Genomic DNA, 14,227 nt, shown 5'->3' with positions numbered 1-14,227 from the left:
GACAATCATGCGTCGCTTTTCGTTTTTCCTTCGACTGCCAGTCATTGTTTTCCTGGCACATGCCTATGTGGGAATACGACTGGCCGGCGCTGTGGAATCGCTACCAGGGCGCGTCGTGACACTGGGTGGTTTACTGATCGTTTATTTATTGATCATGGCCGGGTTTGCTGCCCGGCGCACCACCGGAACGCCTTGGGGGGATGCCATCGCCTGGATTGGCTTCCTTTTTCTGGGCTTATTTTCCTGGCTATTCATAACAACGCTACTACGCGATGTCGTACTGCTTATTGCCGTTGGCATCCATGCCATGAGCCCACTGTCGGTTACGGATCACAGCGTCGCGCAGTTGGAGTGGCAAACCGCACTGGCGGTGCCGCTGATCAGCCTTCTGGCTGTCTTGCTAGGCTTATTCAATGCCCGCAGGCTGCCCAAGATCGCCGATGTCCGCGTTCAAATCGCGGGGCTGCCCGCTGGCCTGAACGGCTTCACCATTGTGCAGATTACCGACTTGCACGTGGGTCCGACCATAAAGCGTGGCTATGTCGCAGCCGTCGTCAAAGCCGCCAATGCTCTATCAGCCGACATCGTCGTATTGACGGGCGACCTGGTGGATGGCGATGTGGAAACATTGCAAGAACATACCCTACCCTTGTCCGACCTGCGAGCAACCCTGGGGGTCTATGCTGTGACCGGAAATCATGAATACTATTCTGGTGCCGCACAATGGGTTGCCGAATATCAACGGCTGGGTATGCAGATGCTAATAAACCAACATAAAACGCTGCAGTACCATGGTGAACGACTCGTTCTGGCCGGTGTCAGCGATTTCGGAGCCGGGCATTTCGACAGCGCCCAGACCAGTGATCCGAAACTGGCGCTGCATGGTGCACCGGTCGATGCAGCGATCAAGAAGATACTGCTCGCGCACCAGCCTCGCAGCGCCAATGCGGCCGCGGCGGCAGGTTTCGACCTGCAAATATCGGGGCATACTCATGGTGGGCAGTTTTGGCCCTGGGGTTACTTCGTACCCCTGCAACAACCATTTGTGGCTGGTTTGCATCGCCTGGACAGTTTGCAGGTCTATGTCAGCCGGGGCACAGGTTATTGGGGCCCACCCATGCGCATAGGTGCTCGTTCAGAAATCAGCCGGATACGCTTGTCTGCCGCCACATCGCTTTGAGACCAAAAAACGATCGGTTAACGATTACTTGATGGCGGCAATTTCCTCTGGAGACTTAACTGAGCTGCTTTCGGTTCCACGTCCGACCAAACATTGAACGCTGTCATTCCCATACGGTATGCTGCCTAATCAACTGCCTAGATCGATATAAAGGAAGAAATCTATGACGGCAGCATATCAAGTCCGTGCGATGCGCCGGGATGAGTTGAGTTTTGCTATAGAGCTCGCTGCTAACGAGGGCTGGAATCCGGGTGTCCATGATGCCGAGGTATTCTTTGCCACGGATCCAGGCGGCTTTTTAGTTGGCTTGTTGGATGATGTACCGATCGGCTGCATATCCGCAGTGCGTTACGACCAAAGTTTCGGCTTTCTGGGCTTTTATATCGTGGCTCCAGAGCATCGCGGCTGTGGGTACGGTCTGCCATTGTGGAATAGCGCCCTCGAACAGTTTGGTGCACGCAATATTGGGCTAGACGGAGTGAAGGAACAACAGGCAAACTACCGCAAGTCCGGCTTTAGTTTGGCCTATAGCAACATACGCTACGCATGGCATAAGCGCTTACAAAGCTGGCCTGCTACCGCGCCAAATGTAGTTTCTGTCAGACAGGTCGATGCGGCCGGCATTGCACGTTATGACCGGCTGTGTTTTCCAGCATCGCGCCCAACTTTCCTTGATGGTTGGCTCAACCAGCCCGGTTCAGTCGCGCGGGCGTGGTGGGAAAACAATACGATACGCGGCTATGGTGTTATTCGTCGGTGCCGTGACGGTTGGAAGGTTGGTCCATTATTTGCAGACAATCGCGGGATTGCGGAATTATTGTTGTTGGCGTTAAGCCGTGAAATCGCAAACGAAGAGCCTGTTTATCTAGATGTACCTGAAGCGAATATAGAGGCTATCCGCCTTGCCGCCGATTTGGGGATGTGTGAGGTTTTCAGCACAGCGCGTATGTACAACCGTTATTTCCCCGATATCCTAACGGAACGGATATTTGGCGTGACAACTTTCGAGCTTGGTTAATCGTATATTCGAAAGCGTGGAGAGGTCCGCTTAGGGTCGGTATCTGCCGATTGCCTTAGACAGCCGTCGGCCAAGAGCATCCGGTCGTATTTTCCTCGAATCGGCCGTCCGCACAGGTTTTATAAATCTCGCTGAGCCCTCTCCCTGATTGCTCATGCCTCATTGAAAACCTTGTTTGTCGATCCAGAGAGTTATAAATTCGGTTGGATACAAAGCTTGTTGCATCTGTGTTTCGTCAGCTATGTCAAACGCGTGTTTTCAACATTTACCGTGTATTAACGCGCGTGGCAAATTAACCAAGCAGGACGATTATGAACCATCCTAACGTCGACGCCGCATTCGCGGGCACCATTCCGCAACTTTATGAGCGGTATCTCGTGCCGCTTATCTTTGAACCCTACTCCGCCGATCTCGCTTCGCGCGTTGCACATTGCCAGCCTTCACGCGTGCTTGAGATTGCCGCAGGGACCGGCGTCGTGACACGCCAGCTTGCGAAGTGTCTGCCGTACGAGGTTTCGATTATGGCAACGGATTTGAACCAACCAATGCTGGATCAAGCCGCCGCGGTCGGTATATCTCGCCCCGTCGAATGGCAGCAGGCAGATGCAATGCAATTACCGTTTCCCGATGGGGCGTTTGACGTGGTTGTCTGCCAGTTCGGAGTCATGTTCTTCCCAGACAAGGCAAGGGCATTCTCTGAAGCGAGGCGCGTTCTTCGTCCCGGCGGCCGGTTCCTTTTCAACGTGTGGGATCGGATCGACCAAAACGAGTTCGCCGATATCGTGACCAACTCACTTAGAACCTTTTTTCCGAGCGATCCACCGCAATTCCTAGCTCGAATTCCTCATGGCTACCACGATCCTGCCGCCATCGCACAGGACCTTGCACATGGCGGATTTGCTGGGACTCCCGAGGTGACTACGCTGCCCGCGCGTAGTCGTGCGGACTCGTCACGCACTCCAGCGGTTGCGTACTGCCAAGGTACTCCGCTTCGAAGCGAGATCGAAGCTCGCGGCGCATCGCGGCTTGCCGAGGCGACCGATACAGCGACGAATGCAATAACGAGCCGGTTTGGCTCGGGGCCTATGGACGGGAAAATTCAGGCGCGGATCATTGCCATTGAACGTTAGCGATCACGCAATGTGTATCAGTCGCACAATTGAGCGGACGCTTTCCGGATCACTTTGCCAATGTTTACCGGTCGCTTTTTCCAAACTGACCGCGAATGTCCGCTCTTTGATGCTCATCGGGCCGCAATGGGTCGATAGCAGCCCTGTAAGAGGGGCTGCCGGCGGCCAAGAGCGGGCATTTGGATAGTTCGGCCGAGCGATTGCTCCGGCTGGTATCCGTGATGATCCGACCGTTCAGCAATGCCTATGCAAATTAAGGCATTGCCGGGCATATCCTCTGCCTGTTTCCTGCTGCCAAGAATAAACCGAGCGAATGTGGAACAATAGCAAGTTTAACCAAACTAGAGAGATTTCCATGGGCACCAAAATCGTTACTGAAGCCGACCGCAAGCGCACTCCCCCTCCCGTCGCTCCCAAGGGCGTGACCTTTACCACACAAGGCCGCGGCCAACGTGTGAGCCAGGAGCGTGGCGCGCATACCCACCACAAGAAAAATCCCGGCAAGCGCGCGCACTCGGGTTAATTTCTGGGGGCAGTTCGCCACCAGCATCCTTCTGCCGCCTAGTGGCGACGCTGACCCTGGGTCTTCGCGCTTGTAAGATCGGCGGCGTCCAGCACCTCCTACCCCCCTAATACCGGGGCCGCCACGTCTTGAAGTCGATTCCTGGAATCTCAGGAATCTCAACAGATGAGCTGGACGATCCGTCCGTAGGCCGCGAAAGCCAAATAGTTGGCGTCCTCCCCGACCTCAGCCTATGGCTGCCGCTTGCGCGGTAAGGACGGGGACTCTTAAGCCACAACAGCTTAGGGTTTCTCCTGCGAGACGGCCACGCCCCGCCGCGAGAATGTTAAGCGCCGCATTCACGTCTCTATCATGGACAGAACCGCATGCGTCGCATTGCCACTCCCTTATTCCAAAACCTGCGATACCTCTCGGCCTCGATTGTGGCCGTTGGCCACAATCGAGCAGGTCTGGGACGAATACGCTTCGTCGACCTCTATGGGATCCGCTCATGCCGAGTTTTTCAACACAATAGGCCAGGAGCGGTCATTGATCATGATAGCCGTATCGTTCCGTGAGCACGGGCAGATTGCTGCTCTGACGATGACATCGTCCTCAGCGCTGTTTGCTGATCTTGATTTCAAAAGCGTTGGAAAGGGCGCCTCAAGTTGAAACGGAGGTGATCTCCGGTTACCATGTGGAGACTGTCTCCAAATCGCTAATGTGCTACGTGGAGGCAGCCCTATCTGAGTATTGAAGAGGCCTGACCTTGACCAAGAGTTCATCCGGAGATGGAGGCGCGCTCCGAGCAGATGCGCGGCGAAATCGCGACAGCATCCTCAAGACTGCGGCGCGGCACTTTGCCGCCTATGGCGTGAACACCTCTCTCGACGAGATTGCCCGAGACGCACGGATCGGACCCGGCACGCTCTATCGCCATTTTCCTACACGCGAACACCTGCTGTGCGGAGTACTGCAAGAGCGAAAGGAGATTCTCCTGTCCCGCCGTGACGAAGTCTCAGCAATGCCTTGCGCAGGAAGTGCGCTGCGTGCCTGGATGATGGGGCTCGTGGATTATTTCAGTGTCTTCAACGGTTTACCCCAGCCATTCATTGACGCCATCGAAGCCCAGGCGTCGCCCTTGGCGAACACCTGTGGGGAACTTATCTCAATAACCGGTGAATTTCTCTCCCGCGCCCAAGCCGAAGGCGTAGCCAGGCAGTCGGTCTCCGCACCCGCGCTATTCCTGAGCGCACTGGGCACGGCCTTCGTCCACGGCAAGGCCGACGAATATGGCACGACCCCGGAGCGGATCGAGGAGATCCTCGCCTTCGGTTATCTCAGTAGCGGCACGGCCCGGGATGCGGCCGATGCGCCCAAATCAATCAGCAAAACTGGAGCACCTCATGACTGACAAGCCAATCCGCGTTGGATTCATCGGCCTTAATCCAGGCATCCATTGGGCCGCCACCGCCCATATTCCGGCGCTGAAGGCCCTACCGAACGACTTTGTCGTCGCTGGCGTCGCGAACACCAGCCTTGCCAGTGCCAGAAACGCCGCCCATGCATTCGACCTGCCGCACGCGTTTGAGAATGCGCAAGCGCTAGTCAATTCGCCCGATATCGACCTTGTCGTCGTCACCGTCAAGGTGCCGCATCACCGCGAGCTGGTGACCGCAGCGTTGAACGCGGACAAGCACGTTTACTGCGAATGGCCGCTCGGGAACGGTCTCGCCGAGGCGCGGGAACTGGCCGATCTTGCCGACGCGAAGGGTGTTGTCGCGGCCATCGGTACACAGATGCGCGTCGCTCCAGAGGTCACGTATCTCCGCCAACTCATCGCTGACGGTTATGTTGGCGAGGTGCTCTCGACGACGCTTGTGGGCAGTGGCGGCGCATGGGGTGGCGGCGAGACCGATGCGGCCCATGCCTATCTTTATGACAAGAGCAATGGGGCAACCCTGCTCAGCATCCCCTTGGGACACACGCTTGCCGGTATGCGCGATGTGCTGGGTGGCTTCGGCGACCTGTCCGCACGCATGATCAACCGCCGCAATACCATGTACGTCACCGATACGGGGGAGACGATACCCTCGACCTCTCATGACCAAATCCTCGTACATGGCGCGCTTGAGAGCGGCGCGGCAGTCTCGATCCATTATCGGGGTGGCATGTCTCGCGGCACCAACCTGCTGTGGGAGATCAACGGCACAGAAGGCGACATCCAGGTAACAGGCGCCAACGGACATGGCCAGATCGTTCAGTTATCGATCCATGGCGGCAACGGCGACGCGAGTGGACTGGCGCTGCTGACGCCACCCGCGTCGTTTTACGAAGGCTGGCCGAATAATTCGGTCGCCCGTAATGTCGCTCGCCTCTATGCCCTGGTAGCGAAGGATATTCGGTCCGGCACACGCTCGGCACCTAGCTTTCGCGACGCAGTGGCGCTGCATGAGACGATCGACGGGATCGAGCGTTCCACAGCGAGGAATGAGCTGCAATGACCACGTTCGCTTCTCGTTTCTTCCCGAACCTGCTGCTACCGGAGCTTCGCGTGGCTTCGAATATCGAAATGCATTCGCATACTAAAGGAACTCCTCATCATGGCTAATTTCGTTCTTGTGCACGGAGGATGGCACGGCGGCTGGAGCTATCGAAAGGTTGCCAGGTTGCTGCGACAAGCCGGGCACGAGGTATACACGCCTACGCTTACCGGTTTGGGGGAGCGATCCCACCTCGCTGTAATGCCGATTAATCTTGACACTCATATCACACACATTGTTAACACCATCCTTTGGGAAGACCTGTCAGATGTAGTACTTGTCGGTCATTCCTATGGCGGTATGGTAATCACGGGTGTGGCGGATCAAATTTCTGACCGTATCTTCGCACTGGTTTATCTAGACGCACTTGTGCCTGAAGACGGGGATACGCTGTTCAGCCTTCGACCCGAATTCATGGACCCTTTCGTTACCAGAGTGGCTGAAAGCGGGGGGCTGATGGTGCCTCCCTTCCCGGCGTCGGCCTACGATACGTCGCTGCCGGAGGATTGGGCGTGGATCGATGAAAAAACCACGCCGCATCCCTTTGCTTGCTTCGTCCAAGCCATCAGGTTGAGTGGGCGTAGTGTGGTTGTCGCCAAGCGCGTCTATGTATATGCAGCCGGCGGGATATGTGACGGTATGTACAACCGCTTTCGGACAGATGCGGGGGCGCGGGTCATTTCCGTCGGGTCAAGTTGTCATTCAATCATGATCGACAGCCCAGAACGAGTTGCAGAGATCCTCATCGAAACCACCCAGACTTGAGTACCGTCGGATTTTAAGGTTTACAACGAAACAATGATTACCCAGGAAGGCGAGCTCCATGCTTAGTGTGGCTGCTTCGCAGGCGCTTTTGCTCATGTAGGTCGGGACACTTCCCTGGCGTAGGCTTAGGGTGGAAGACGAATGTCTCCTTCGGGTCGGTTTGAGCCATTGGTGATAGACTACCATCGGCCGGCTAGCGGTCATGCATTCTGAGTGGCTAGAATCTATAAGATACAGGCCGTTGGAATAGCGCCGGCCAAGGCGAGGGGCCTTCCTTCGAGCGATAGGGTATGGGCCAAGAATTGTTCGGGCAAGTCTCTGGTAGTACCGAAAGCGACTCTTGGTTTTTATAACCAAGTGGACGCTTGTAGAGCTTGGGGCCGAGCTGCAAACATAGCGCCTTCGCCTTGTTCATCCGATTCGTCCCACCGACGTCGATGCCAACATGTGATTTTAGAGCTGTCCAAACTTCATGGGTCGTCATGAGCCTGATCCCTCCCCTTCATTTGATTTTGGCGTTTGACGCCGTAGCAAGAATTGGCAGCTTTAACAAAGCCGCGGACGAGCTCAGTATTTCTAGCAGCTCTATAAGTCACCGTATTCGCGAGCTCGAGCGATTTGTTGGAGTCAGTCTGTTCGAGCGCACCACTCGCTTTGTCGGCTTGACGGGTGACGGCGCACGGCTACACCAAATGATTAAAAAACCACTAAACGCGCTGGAGTCGGCTTTTGCTGAAATCACCCCAAAAAGGAGTGTGGTGCGAATAAGTGCCCTTCCTTCGTTCGCGAGGTTCCGATTGGTACCGGGCATGCGACAGTTTCGTATTGATAATCCGGACATCTTTATTGAGGTTTCTCCAACTACCCGTAAGGTGAATGTGGACCAAGGAGACGCTGATATTGCACTTCGCTTTACAGCAACCACTCCGACAGCACACCATTGCGAGCCGCTGCTCATGGACGAATGGTTTCCCGTTGCCGCGCCTGAATATCTTCGTCAACTTGGAAACCCAAGCCTTAGCGGCTTGTTCAAGACTGCGGATTTCCTTTCGCATAGCCGACAACCATGGGATCAATGGCTCAATGCAGCCGGCATGAAAATATCGCCGGCACAACGCAACTTCACATACTCGGACACGGGATTTATGCTGGATGCGGCTCTTAGCCTGCAAGGAGTCGCCCTTGTGAGGCGTTCTCTCGTTAAAGGTTTGCTGGCGGATGGAGTCTTGGAACGCGTTTCCGACATCTCGATACCGTCCGATCAGTCCTACTTCATGCTGGCCTCCGAACGTGCATTGGTCTCCCGACATGGCGCCAATGTTATGGAATGGATACGTTCATTAGTGAAGGATGGTTAAAGCTATCCCAACCAAGACGCCCACAATGGCTACCGTCTTTTGCTTAATGAAGTTCTCCTTGAAAAACATGGCGCTCAGAGCGAACACCATAACGAGATTCGTACGGCGCAAGACTGAAATAACCGATATCAATGCACCCTCGCTTTGAACAGAAGTTAGATAGATGAATTCGGCCAAAACATATGCAAAGGCAATTGCCGGAACGGCCCAGTTTCTCTTAAACAAACTGGCCAGTTCAAGCTCCCGAAATACCCAAGGAAGTAAGAGCGCTGCAATGGCACCTCGCTGTACAGCCGAATAAGCTTGTACGGCGGCGAGGTCCATATGCAAGGTGGCCAAAATATGCTTGTCATACAGCGCATTGGCGGAAGACAAAAGCGTAGCGGCCAACATACATAGCACCCACCCGTTCTTATTAAAATTGATGCCCTCCTTCTTTCCAATCAGTGAAAAAAGATAGTACGAACCCATCGAAACGGCCAAACCGAGCCACTGCCACCAAGTCAGTTGTTCAGCAAGCAGGATTACCGCAGCAAGGGCGGTCCATAAAGGGCCAGATGCGCGTACGCCGGCCGATATCGACAGCGGCAACGCTTTCACCGAGTAATAAGAAAGGATCCACGTCACAACCATCATTACCGATTTAGGCAGCAGCACGAACTGCTCTGTCTTGGTCAATGGCGACGGATAAAACCCTAACCCGCGCAAGCTTTCAGTGTGCCCGGCTGGAAAATGAAAGAATGGTACCCAGATGGTCGCGCCCAATATTGAGCACCAGAAAACGACCTCAAGTACCGTCTTCTCTTTAAGAGCCAGTTTTGTCAGGAAATCATAAGTCCCCAGGACGAGTCCCGCCAGTAACCCTAGTGCTATCCACGTCATGACATCAACACGCTAAAAAACCGCCGTCAACGTTTCTGACGGCACCGTTAATGAAAGTGGTATTAGTGCTAGATAGCCATAACACCGCGTTCGCGACCTCCTTAAGCCTGCCTATGCGTTTTAGCGGAGGTCGCTGAATCCATACGTCGATAGCTGATTCTCAACTCGGCTTACCGGCTCAGGTAGCGCAACTTCGGAGACTGAAGGCAAGCTTAGTCTTAGGGAGACAACGGATTGGTGAAGAGTTTGCGACATCTATCCTATTCAATGAATGAATGGGACCTGTAGTTAGCGATCGTTTGTCGGGTGCCGGCCCCCCACTCATTTAAACCGTCGAGGATGCTGAGATGGTAAACAACGAGCTTCTAGATGCGCTCCGCTACAAAAATGAGGGCACTGACTTAGACTTTAAAATTGAGCAATACCGCTTCGCAGGTGGGAACGACTTTGAAAAGTCAGAGATGCTGAAAGACATTCTGGCCATGGCAAACGCGTGGCGTGATGGAACTGGCTACATCTTGCTCGGATTTAAGGATACCGACCCCACCTAGCAGAGGTAGTAGGCATCTCAGGGAGCATTGACGACTCCAGGCTGGAACAGTTCCAAAATGCGCGTATTTCGGGGAGTTTTTCAACACAACAGGTCGACTTCAGCCTCATGACAGGCAACTCGCGGGCCAGTAGCGGACATTCCGATTCGATGTTTAGCCTCGATATCTAAGCGCTTCAACAAACGCTGAAAAAGCAGGTGATGCCTGCCGTCTATTGGGGTAGTACAAGTGGTACCCCTGAAAATAGGGGCACCAGTCAGCCAGAACCTGTTTGAGTCGTCCGTCAGCGAGGTAAGGAGCGGCCAATTCTTCGGGTACGTAGCCCAACCCAATACCATCTACGGCAGCATTCAGGACATGCATGATGCTGTTGAAGACCAGCTGCCCGTCAACCTTGACGGTAAATGCCTTGCCATTCTTTTCGAACTCCCACGCATAAATTGCACCAGATGGCCTGTGCCGGATATTCACGCAAGCATGTTTGGTTAAATCATGAGGTGACGTTGGTAGGGGGCTCCGTTCGAAATACGTCGGAGATCCCACCACTACCAATCGCCAATCGGGCCCGATACGAACGGCGATCATATCTTTGCTGATCGCTTCGCCCAGGCGTATGCCGGCATCAAACCGCTCCTCGACTACGTTGGTGAACCCATAGTCCACATAAAACTCTAGCGTTATGTCGGGATAGGCTTTCAGGAATCCTGCCAGCATTGGCCGTAGGCACATTTCGATTTGATCGTCCGTGCAGGTAATGCGAATGGTGCCCCTCGGCTTGTCTCGCAATTCACCTAGCGCCTCAACCTCTGCCGTGATCTGATCAAACAGCGGAGCGATTGAGCGCATCAATCTTTCTCCTGCTTCTGTGGGCGCCACATTGCGGGTCGTACGCGCCAATAGGCGCACCCCTAGTCTTTCCTCGAGCGCCCTGATCGTATGACTCAAGGCGGATGGTGTGATGCCAAGCCTTTCAGCAGCCTTGGTGAAGCTCTGGTCTCGCGCCACGGCCAGAAAGGCTTGCAGGTCGTTAACTTTGGTGTGTGCCATTGCTGAAATTCGCTCACAAGTACATAAAGATTGTACTGGCTAATCAAACGCTCATGAATTCGTCAAGATAGAGGCCTGATTTCAAAGGAGCAACAACCATGAGCACTCAAGCTTTGGATAGTTATGCGGGCGACCAAACCACACTTCGTCAAGCCGGCGATCAACCCGCCTACTGGAGCGGCGTTTTTGCGATGACACTTTGTGCGTTCGCGCTAGTGGCTTCGGAGTTCATGCCCGTCAGTTTGCTGACCCCGGTTGCCGCCGATCTCCAGATCAGTGAAGGGCTGGCCGGCCAGGCGATCTCCGTTTCCGGAGCTTTCGCGGTGCTGACAAGTCTTTTCATATCGACTCTTGCGGGCAAGGCAAGTCGTAAGGCCCTATTGCTGGGGATGACGGGGCTCATGTTTCTTTCAGCGCCGATTATCGCGCTGGCCCCGAACTATGCGACGTACATTGCCGGACGGGTGCTCCTTGGAGTAGCTATTGGTGGATTCTGGTCCATGTCCGCCGCTTCGGCCATGCGATTAGTGCCTGCCTCCAAGGTGCCGCGGGCACTGGCCATCTTCAATTGCGGCAATGCCCTGGCAACGGTGGTCGCGGCTCCTCTGGGCAGCTATCTCGGCTCGATCATCGGATGGCGCGGCGCATTCCTTTGCCTTGCTCCGGTCGCGCTGCTGGCATTTTCCTGGCAGTGGATCAGCCTGCCTGCCATGAACGCCGAAGAACGTACTGCAAGTTCCGGCAATGTTTTCAAGCTGCTTAAAAATCCACAGGTCGCACTAGGCATGGCGGCAGTCAGCATCTTTTTCATGGGGCAATTCGCTCTGTTCACCTATCTGCGTCCCTTCCTCGAAACCGTGACCGGTGTCGACGTCTCCACGCTGTCATCCATTCTTTTGACCATTGGCTTGGGCGGTTTCATCGGCACCATCCTGATTAGCTCATTTTTGAAGAAAAACTTTTACGGGACTTTGGTCATCATCCCACTATTAATGGCCGCGATTGCCGTGGCGCTGATTGCATTCGGGAGTTCGCTTTCCATCTCCGCGGCACTTCTAGGGCTCTGGGGCCTGGTTGCCACCGCGGCACCTGTTGGCTGGTGGAGCTGGCTGGCAAGAACGCTGCCGGAGAATGCTGAAGCCGGTGGCGGCTTGATGGTGGCAGTGGTTCAGCTCGCCATCGGACTGGGCTCGACCTTTGGAGGCCTGCTGTTCGATATGAGTGGCTATCAAAGTACGTTTGTGACGAGCGCTGCTTTGCTGCTGATCTCGGCGTTCCTGGCCTTCCTAACATCGCGTGCGGAACATGCCCAAAAATCTGTCAAGTCTCTTTAACCTCTAAGTGAAGGAAGCTCAAAATGAAAAAGCTTATTTCGTCGCTAGTGATGGCTGCAAGTTCATTCTCAGTCATGGCTGCTGACATGTCCAATGGCGCAGACAATTTTTTCAAAAGCGATAAGGTAACCGTGCAAAAGGTCACGTTTAAAAATCAATACAGGATGAATGTTGCCGGGAATCTTTTCATTCCCAACAATTTGGACCGGAATACGAAGAACCGCGCGATCATTGTTGGGCATCCGATGGGTGCCGTGAAGGAACAAAGCTCGAATCTGTATGCGGCAAAAATGGCCGAGCAAGGATTCGTTACGCTGTCCCTAGACTTGTCTTTCTGGGGAGAGAGTGACGGTCAGACTCGCAATATGGTTGCTCCAGAGATCTATGCCGAGGACTTCAGTGCTGCTGTAGATTTCCTGGGCACCACTCCTTTCGTGGACAGGAACCGCATAGGCGTGCTTGGGATTTGTGGCAGCGGCAGCTTTGTCATCAGCGCGGCCAAGATTGACCCTCGCATGAAAGCAATCGCGACTGTGAGCATGTATGACATGGGCGCTGCCAGTCGTAATGCTCTCAACCACTCCCAGACCGTCGAGCAGAGAAAGAAAATCATCGCGGAGGCCGCAGAGCAGCGGTACATTGAGGCTACCGGTGGTAAAACAACATACACCGGTGGAACCGTGCATGAACTGAAGGACGATACGCATCCGATTCAGCGCGAGTTTTTTGACTTCTACCGGACCCCGAGAGGTGAATTCACGCCCAACGGCTCGTCGCCGGAAGTGACGACACACCCGACGCTTTCCAGCAACGTCAAGTTCATGAACTTCTACCCGTTCAATGACATCGACACAATTTCGCCCCGTCCGATGCTTTTCATCACTGGTGATGCGGCCCATTCCAGAGAGTTCAGCGAAGCGGCATACAAGCTAGCGGGACAGCCAAAGGAACTGCTCATCGTTCCAGGCGCCGGTCACGTCGACCTCTACGACCGGGTCAATCTGATTCCCTTCGACAAACTGACTTTGTTCTTCGACAGCAATTTGAAGTAGGGGAAACCGGTAAGGAGAAAATATGAAACCGTTTGTTCCATCAGTACTGCCAGTCTTCCTGCTCATAGCAAATGTCGCACATGCTCAGAGCACTACTGTGGGCAGCGTCGCTTTCCCGGAGGGAAGCGGCAAACAATCATAGACATTTATGCGTGCCGGTTCTCAGCCTTCCAGCAAAGGACCAGCGGAATACTTTACGGGCGACTCATTGAGATCGCATGATGAGAACAATATTGTTTACGGCTTTCGTCGCGGCGCTGGCCGTCAGCTTTGCCGCTTGGGGCGAAAGCAACAGGCCTCCCAACAACCACGCGAGACCGGCAACGGCGCTCGCTAAACAGACTATGAAATCGTTAAAAATTCGAATGACGGTAAATAAAAAAGCAGTTTTTGCCAGCCTTGCCGACAATCCGACAGCCAAGGATTTTCATTCCTTGTTGCCCTTGACGCTGATCTTGAATGACCATGCGGAAACCGAAAAAGTGGCCTATCTTCCACGGAAACTATCCGGAGACGGGGCCCCCGCAGGAGCCGAACCTGTAATTGGCGATATCGCTTATTACGCTCCCTGGGGAAACCTGGCGATTTATTACAAAGACTTCGCTTACTCTGACGGGCTGATCAAGCTTGGGGAAGTCGACTTTGGAATCGAAGCTTTTAAGGTGGAGGGATCGCTCAAAGTTATCATCGATGCGATGCCTCCCGATTCATAGACGGCGTAACGTCTGCCAACTGTCCGCTATGGATCGAGGCTGTGTGAAAACGCGCCAGGCACTTGATGCGAAGTCATTAAGACAATATAAACGACGCGAATTGATTAATTCGGTCAACAGGACGCAGTCGGATCCTTGACGAGTTTGGGAGT

General features: G+C 54.3%; 15 protein-coding genes and 1 pseudogene. 12 read left to right on the top strand and 4 right to left on the bottom strand.

All coding sequences use genetic code 11. The features are described 5' to 3' along the window. Positions 1-7: 7 nt before the first annotated feature. The 4 genes from EKL30_RS00080 (at position 8) to EKL30_RS18910 (ending at position 3,851) form a co-directional block, all read left to right on the top strand. Complete coding sequence (locus tag EKL30_RS00080; RefSeq protein ID WP_126705179.1) at positions 8-1,180, top strand: metallophosphoesterase; 1,173 nt, start codon at positions 8-10, stop codon at positions 1,178-1,180. Between the two features lie 163 nt (positions 1,181-1,343). Continuing rightward, positions 1,344-2,198: a GNAT family N-acetyltransferase gene (locus EKL30_RS00075; RefSeq protein WP_199748441.1), complete on the top strand. Its 855-nt coding sequence runs from the start codon at positions 1,344-1,346 to the stop codon at positions 2,196-2,198. 311 nt (positions 2,199-2,509) lie between these two features. Continuing rightward, positions 2,510-3,328 carry a class I SAM-dependent methyltransferase gene (locus EKL30_RS00070; RefSeq protein ID WP_126705178.1) on the top strand — a complete coding sequence of 273 codons (819 nt, stop codon included), beginning with the start codon at positions 2,510-2,512 and terminating at the stop codon, positions 3,326-3,328. A 355-nt stretch (positions 3,329-3,683) separates the two neighbouring features. Continuing rightward, positions 3,684-3,851, top strand: a complete 168-nt coding sequence (locus EKL30_RS18910) for a hypothetical protein (RefSeq protein ID WP_199748440.1) — start codon at positions 3,684-3,686, stop codon at positions 3,849-3,851. Positions 3,852-4,076: 225 nt separating this feature from the next. On the opposite strand, the pseudogene EKL30_RS00065 reads toward EKL30_RS18910, so the two are convergent. Continuing rightward, positions 4,077-4,327: pseudogene (locus tag EKL30_RS00065) on the bottom strand (zinc ribbon domain-containing protein); the annotation flags it as partial. 272 nt (positions 4,328-4,599) lie between these two features. On the opposite strand from EKL30_RS00065, the gene EKL30_RS00060 reads away from it, so the two are divergent. From EKL30_RS00060 to EKL30_RS00040, 4 genes are all read left to right on the top strand, one after another. Further along, positions 4,600-5,244 carry a TetR/AcrR family transcriptional regulator gene (locus EKL30_RS00060; protein ID WP_158618362.1) on the top strand — a complete coding sequence of 215 codons (645 nt, stop codon included), beginning with the start codon at positions 4,600-4,602 and terminating at the stop codon, positions 5,242-5,244. Beyond that, positions 5,237-6,334: a Gfo/Idh/MocA family protein gene (locus EKL30_RS00055; protein WP_126705176.1), complete on the top strand. Its 1,098-nt coding sequence runs from the start codon at positions 5,237-5,239 to the stop codon at positions 6,332-6,334. The genes EKL30_RS00060 and EKL30_RS00055 overlap by 8 nt, the downstream gene beginning before the upstream one ends. 99 nt (positions 6,335-6,433) lie before the next feature. Further along, the gene (locus EKL30_RS00050; protein WP_126705175.1) at positions 6,434-7,138 is read left to right on the top strand and encodes an alpha/beta fold hydrolase; all 705 of its coding nucleotides are present in this window, start codon (positions 6,434-6,436) and stop codon (positions 7,136-7,138) included. Positions 7,139-7,620: 482 nt separating this feature from the next. Next, positions 7,621-8,496 (top strand): LysR substrate-binding domain-containing protein, encoded by an 876-nt coding sequence (locus tag EKL30_RS00040; RefSeq protein WP_158618361.1) that lies wholly within the window; start codon positions 7,621-7,623, stop codon positions 8,494-8,496. On the opposite strand, the gene EKL30_RS00035 is transcribed toward EKL30_RS00040, so the two are convergent. Next, positions 8,479-9,378, bottom strand: coding sequence for a DMT family transporter (locus tag EKL30_RS00035; RefSeq protein WP_126705173.1), 900 nt, complete (start codon positions 9,376-9,378; stop codon positions 8,479-8,481). The genes EKL30_RS00040 and EKL30_RS00035 overlap by 18 nt on opposite strands. A 4-nt stretch (positions 9,379-9,382) precedes the next feature. Continuing rightward, positions 9,383-9,529, bottom strand: a complete 147-nt coding sequence (locus EKL30_RS19375; RefSeq protein ID WP_126705951.1) for an SDR family oxidoreductase — start codon at positions 9,527-9,529, stop codon at positions 9,383-9,385. 196 nt (positions 9,530-9,725) lie between these two features. Between EKL30_RS19375 and EKL30_RS00025 the strand changes: the two genes are divergently transcribed. After that, entirely contained in the window at positions 9,726-9,929 is a 204-nt protein-coding gene (locus EKL30_RS00025) for a hypothetical protein (RefSeq protein WP_126705172.1), read from the top strand. A gap of 153 nt (positions 9,930-10,082) precedes the next feature. Here EKL30_RS00025 and EKL30_RS00020 read toward each other — a convergent pair whose 3' ends face one another. Beyond that, a complete protein-coding gene (locus EKL30_RS00020; RefSeq protein WP_126705171.1) occupies positions 10,083-10,976 on the bottom strand; it encodes a LysR family transcriptional regulator in 894 nt (297 codons plus the stop codon). 98 nt (positions 10,977-11,074) lie between these two features. Here EKL30_RS00020 and EKL30_RS00015 point away from each other — a divergent pair, with 98 nt between their 5' ends. The 3 genes from EKL30_RS00015 (at position 11,075) to EKL30_RS00005 (ending at position 14,075) form a co-directional block, all read left to right on the top strand. After that, positions 11,075-12,310 (top strand): MFS transporter, encoded by a 1,236-nt coding sequence (locus EKL30_RS00015; protein WP_126705170.1) that lies wholly within the window; start codon positions 11,075-11,077, stop codon positions 12,308-12,310. Positions 12,311-12,333: 23 nt separating this feature from the next. Beyond that, positions 12,334-13,362 carry an alpha/beta hydrolase gene (locus EKL30_RS00010; RefSeq protein WP_126705169.1) on the top strand — a complete coding sequence of 343 codons (1,029 nt, stop codon included), beginning with the start codon at positions 12,334-12,336 and terminating at the stop codon, positions 13,360-13,362. Positions 13,363-13,595: 233 nt separating this feature from the next. Further along, complete coding sequence (locus EKL30_RS00005; protein WP_233582624.1) at positions 13,596-14,075, top strand: cyclophilin-like fold protein; 480 nt, start codon at positions 13,596-13,598, stop codon at positions 14,073-14,075. Positions 14,076-14,227: the final 152 nt, after the last annotated feature.

This window comes from Candidimonas sp. SYP-B2681, from assembly GCF_003971065.1.
In the GTDB taxonomy this organism is placed as follows: Bacteria; Pseudomonadota; Gammaproteobacteria; order Burkholderiales; family Burkholderiaceae_B; genus Pollutimonas.
Note: the sequence above shows the minus strand (reverse complement) of the source record. Positions and strands in the feature narration are given on the sequence as shown.

Coding starts and splice junctions, on each gene's coding strand:
- EKL30_RS00080 (WP_126705179.1), top strand. CDS start 8: ATGCGTCGCTTTTCGTTTTTCCTTCGACTGCCAGTCATTGTTTTCCTG.
- EKL30_RS00075 (WP_199748441.1), top strand. CDS start 1,344: ATGACGGCAGCATATCAAGTCCGTGCGATGCGCCGGGATGAGTTGAGT.
- EKL30_RS00070 (WP_126705178.1), top strand. CDS start 2,510: ATGAACCATCCTAACGTCGACGCCGCATTCGCGGGCACCATTCCGCAA.
- EKL30_RS18910 (WP_199748440.1), top strand. CDS start 3,684: ATGGGCACCAAAATCGTTACTGAAGCCGACCGCAAGCGCACTCCCCCT.
- EKL30_RS00055 (WP_126705176.1), top strand. CDS start 5,237: ATGACTGACAAGCCAATCCGCGTTGGATTCATCGGCCTTAATCCAGGC.
- EKL30_RS00050 (WP_126705175.1), top strand. CDS start 6,434: ATGGCTAATTTCGTTCTTGTGCACGGAGGATGGCACGGCGGCTGGAGC.
- EKL30_RS00040 (WP_158618361.1), top strand. CDS start 7,621: ATGAGCCTGATCCCTCCCCTTCATTTGATTTTGGCGTTTGACGCCGTA.
- EKL30_RS00035 (WP_126705173.1), bottom strand. CDS start 9,378: ATGACGTGGATAGCACTAGGGTTACTGGCGGGACTCGTCCTGGGGACT.
- EKL30_RS00025 (WP_126705172.1), top strand. CDS start 9,726: ATGGTAAACAACGAGCTTCTAGATGCGCTCCGCTACAAAAATGAGGGC.
- EKL30_RS00020 (WP_126705171.1), bottom strand. CDS start 10,976: ATGGCACACACCAAAGTTAACGACCTGCAAGCCTTTCTGGCCGTGGCG.
- EKL30_RS00015 (WP_126705170.1), top strand. CDS start 11,075: ATGAGCACTCAAGCTTTGGATAGTTATGCGGGCGACCAAACCACACTT.
- EKL30_RS00010 (WP_126705169.1), top strand. CDS start 12,334: ATGAAAAAGCTTATTTCGTCGCTAGTGATGGCTGCAAGTTCATTCTCA.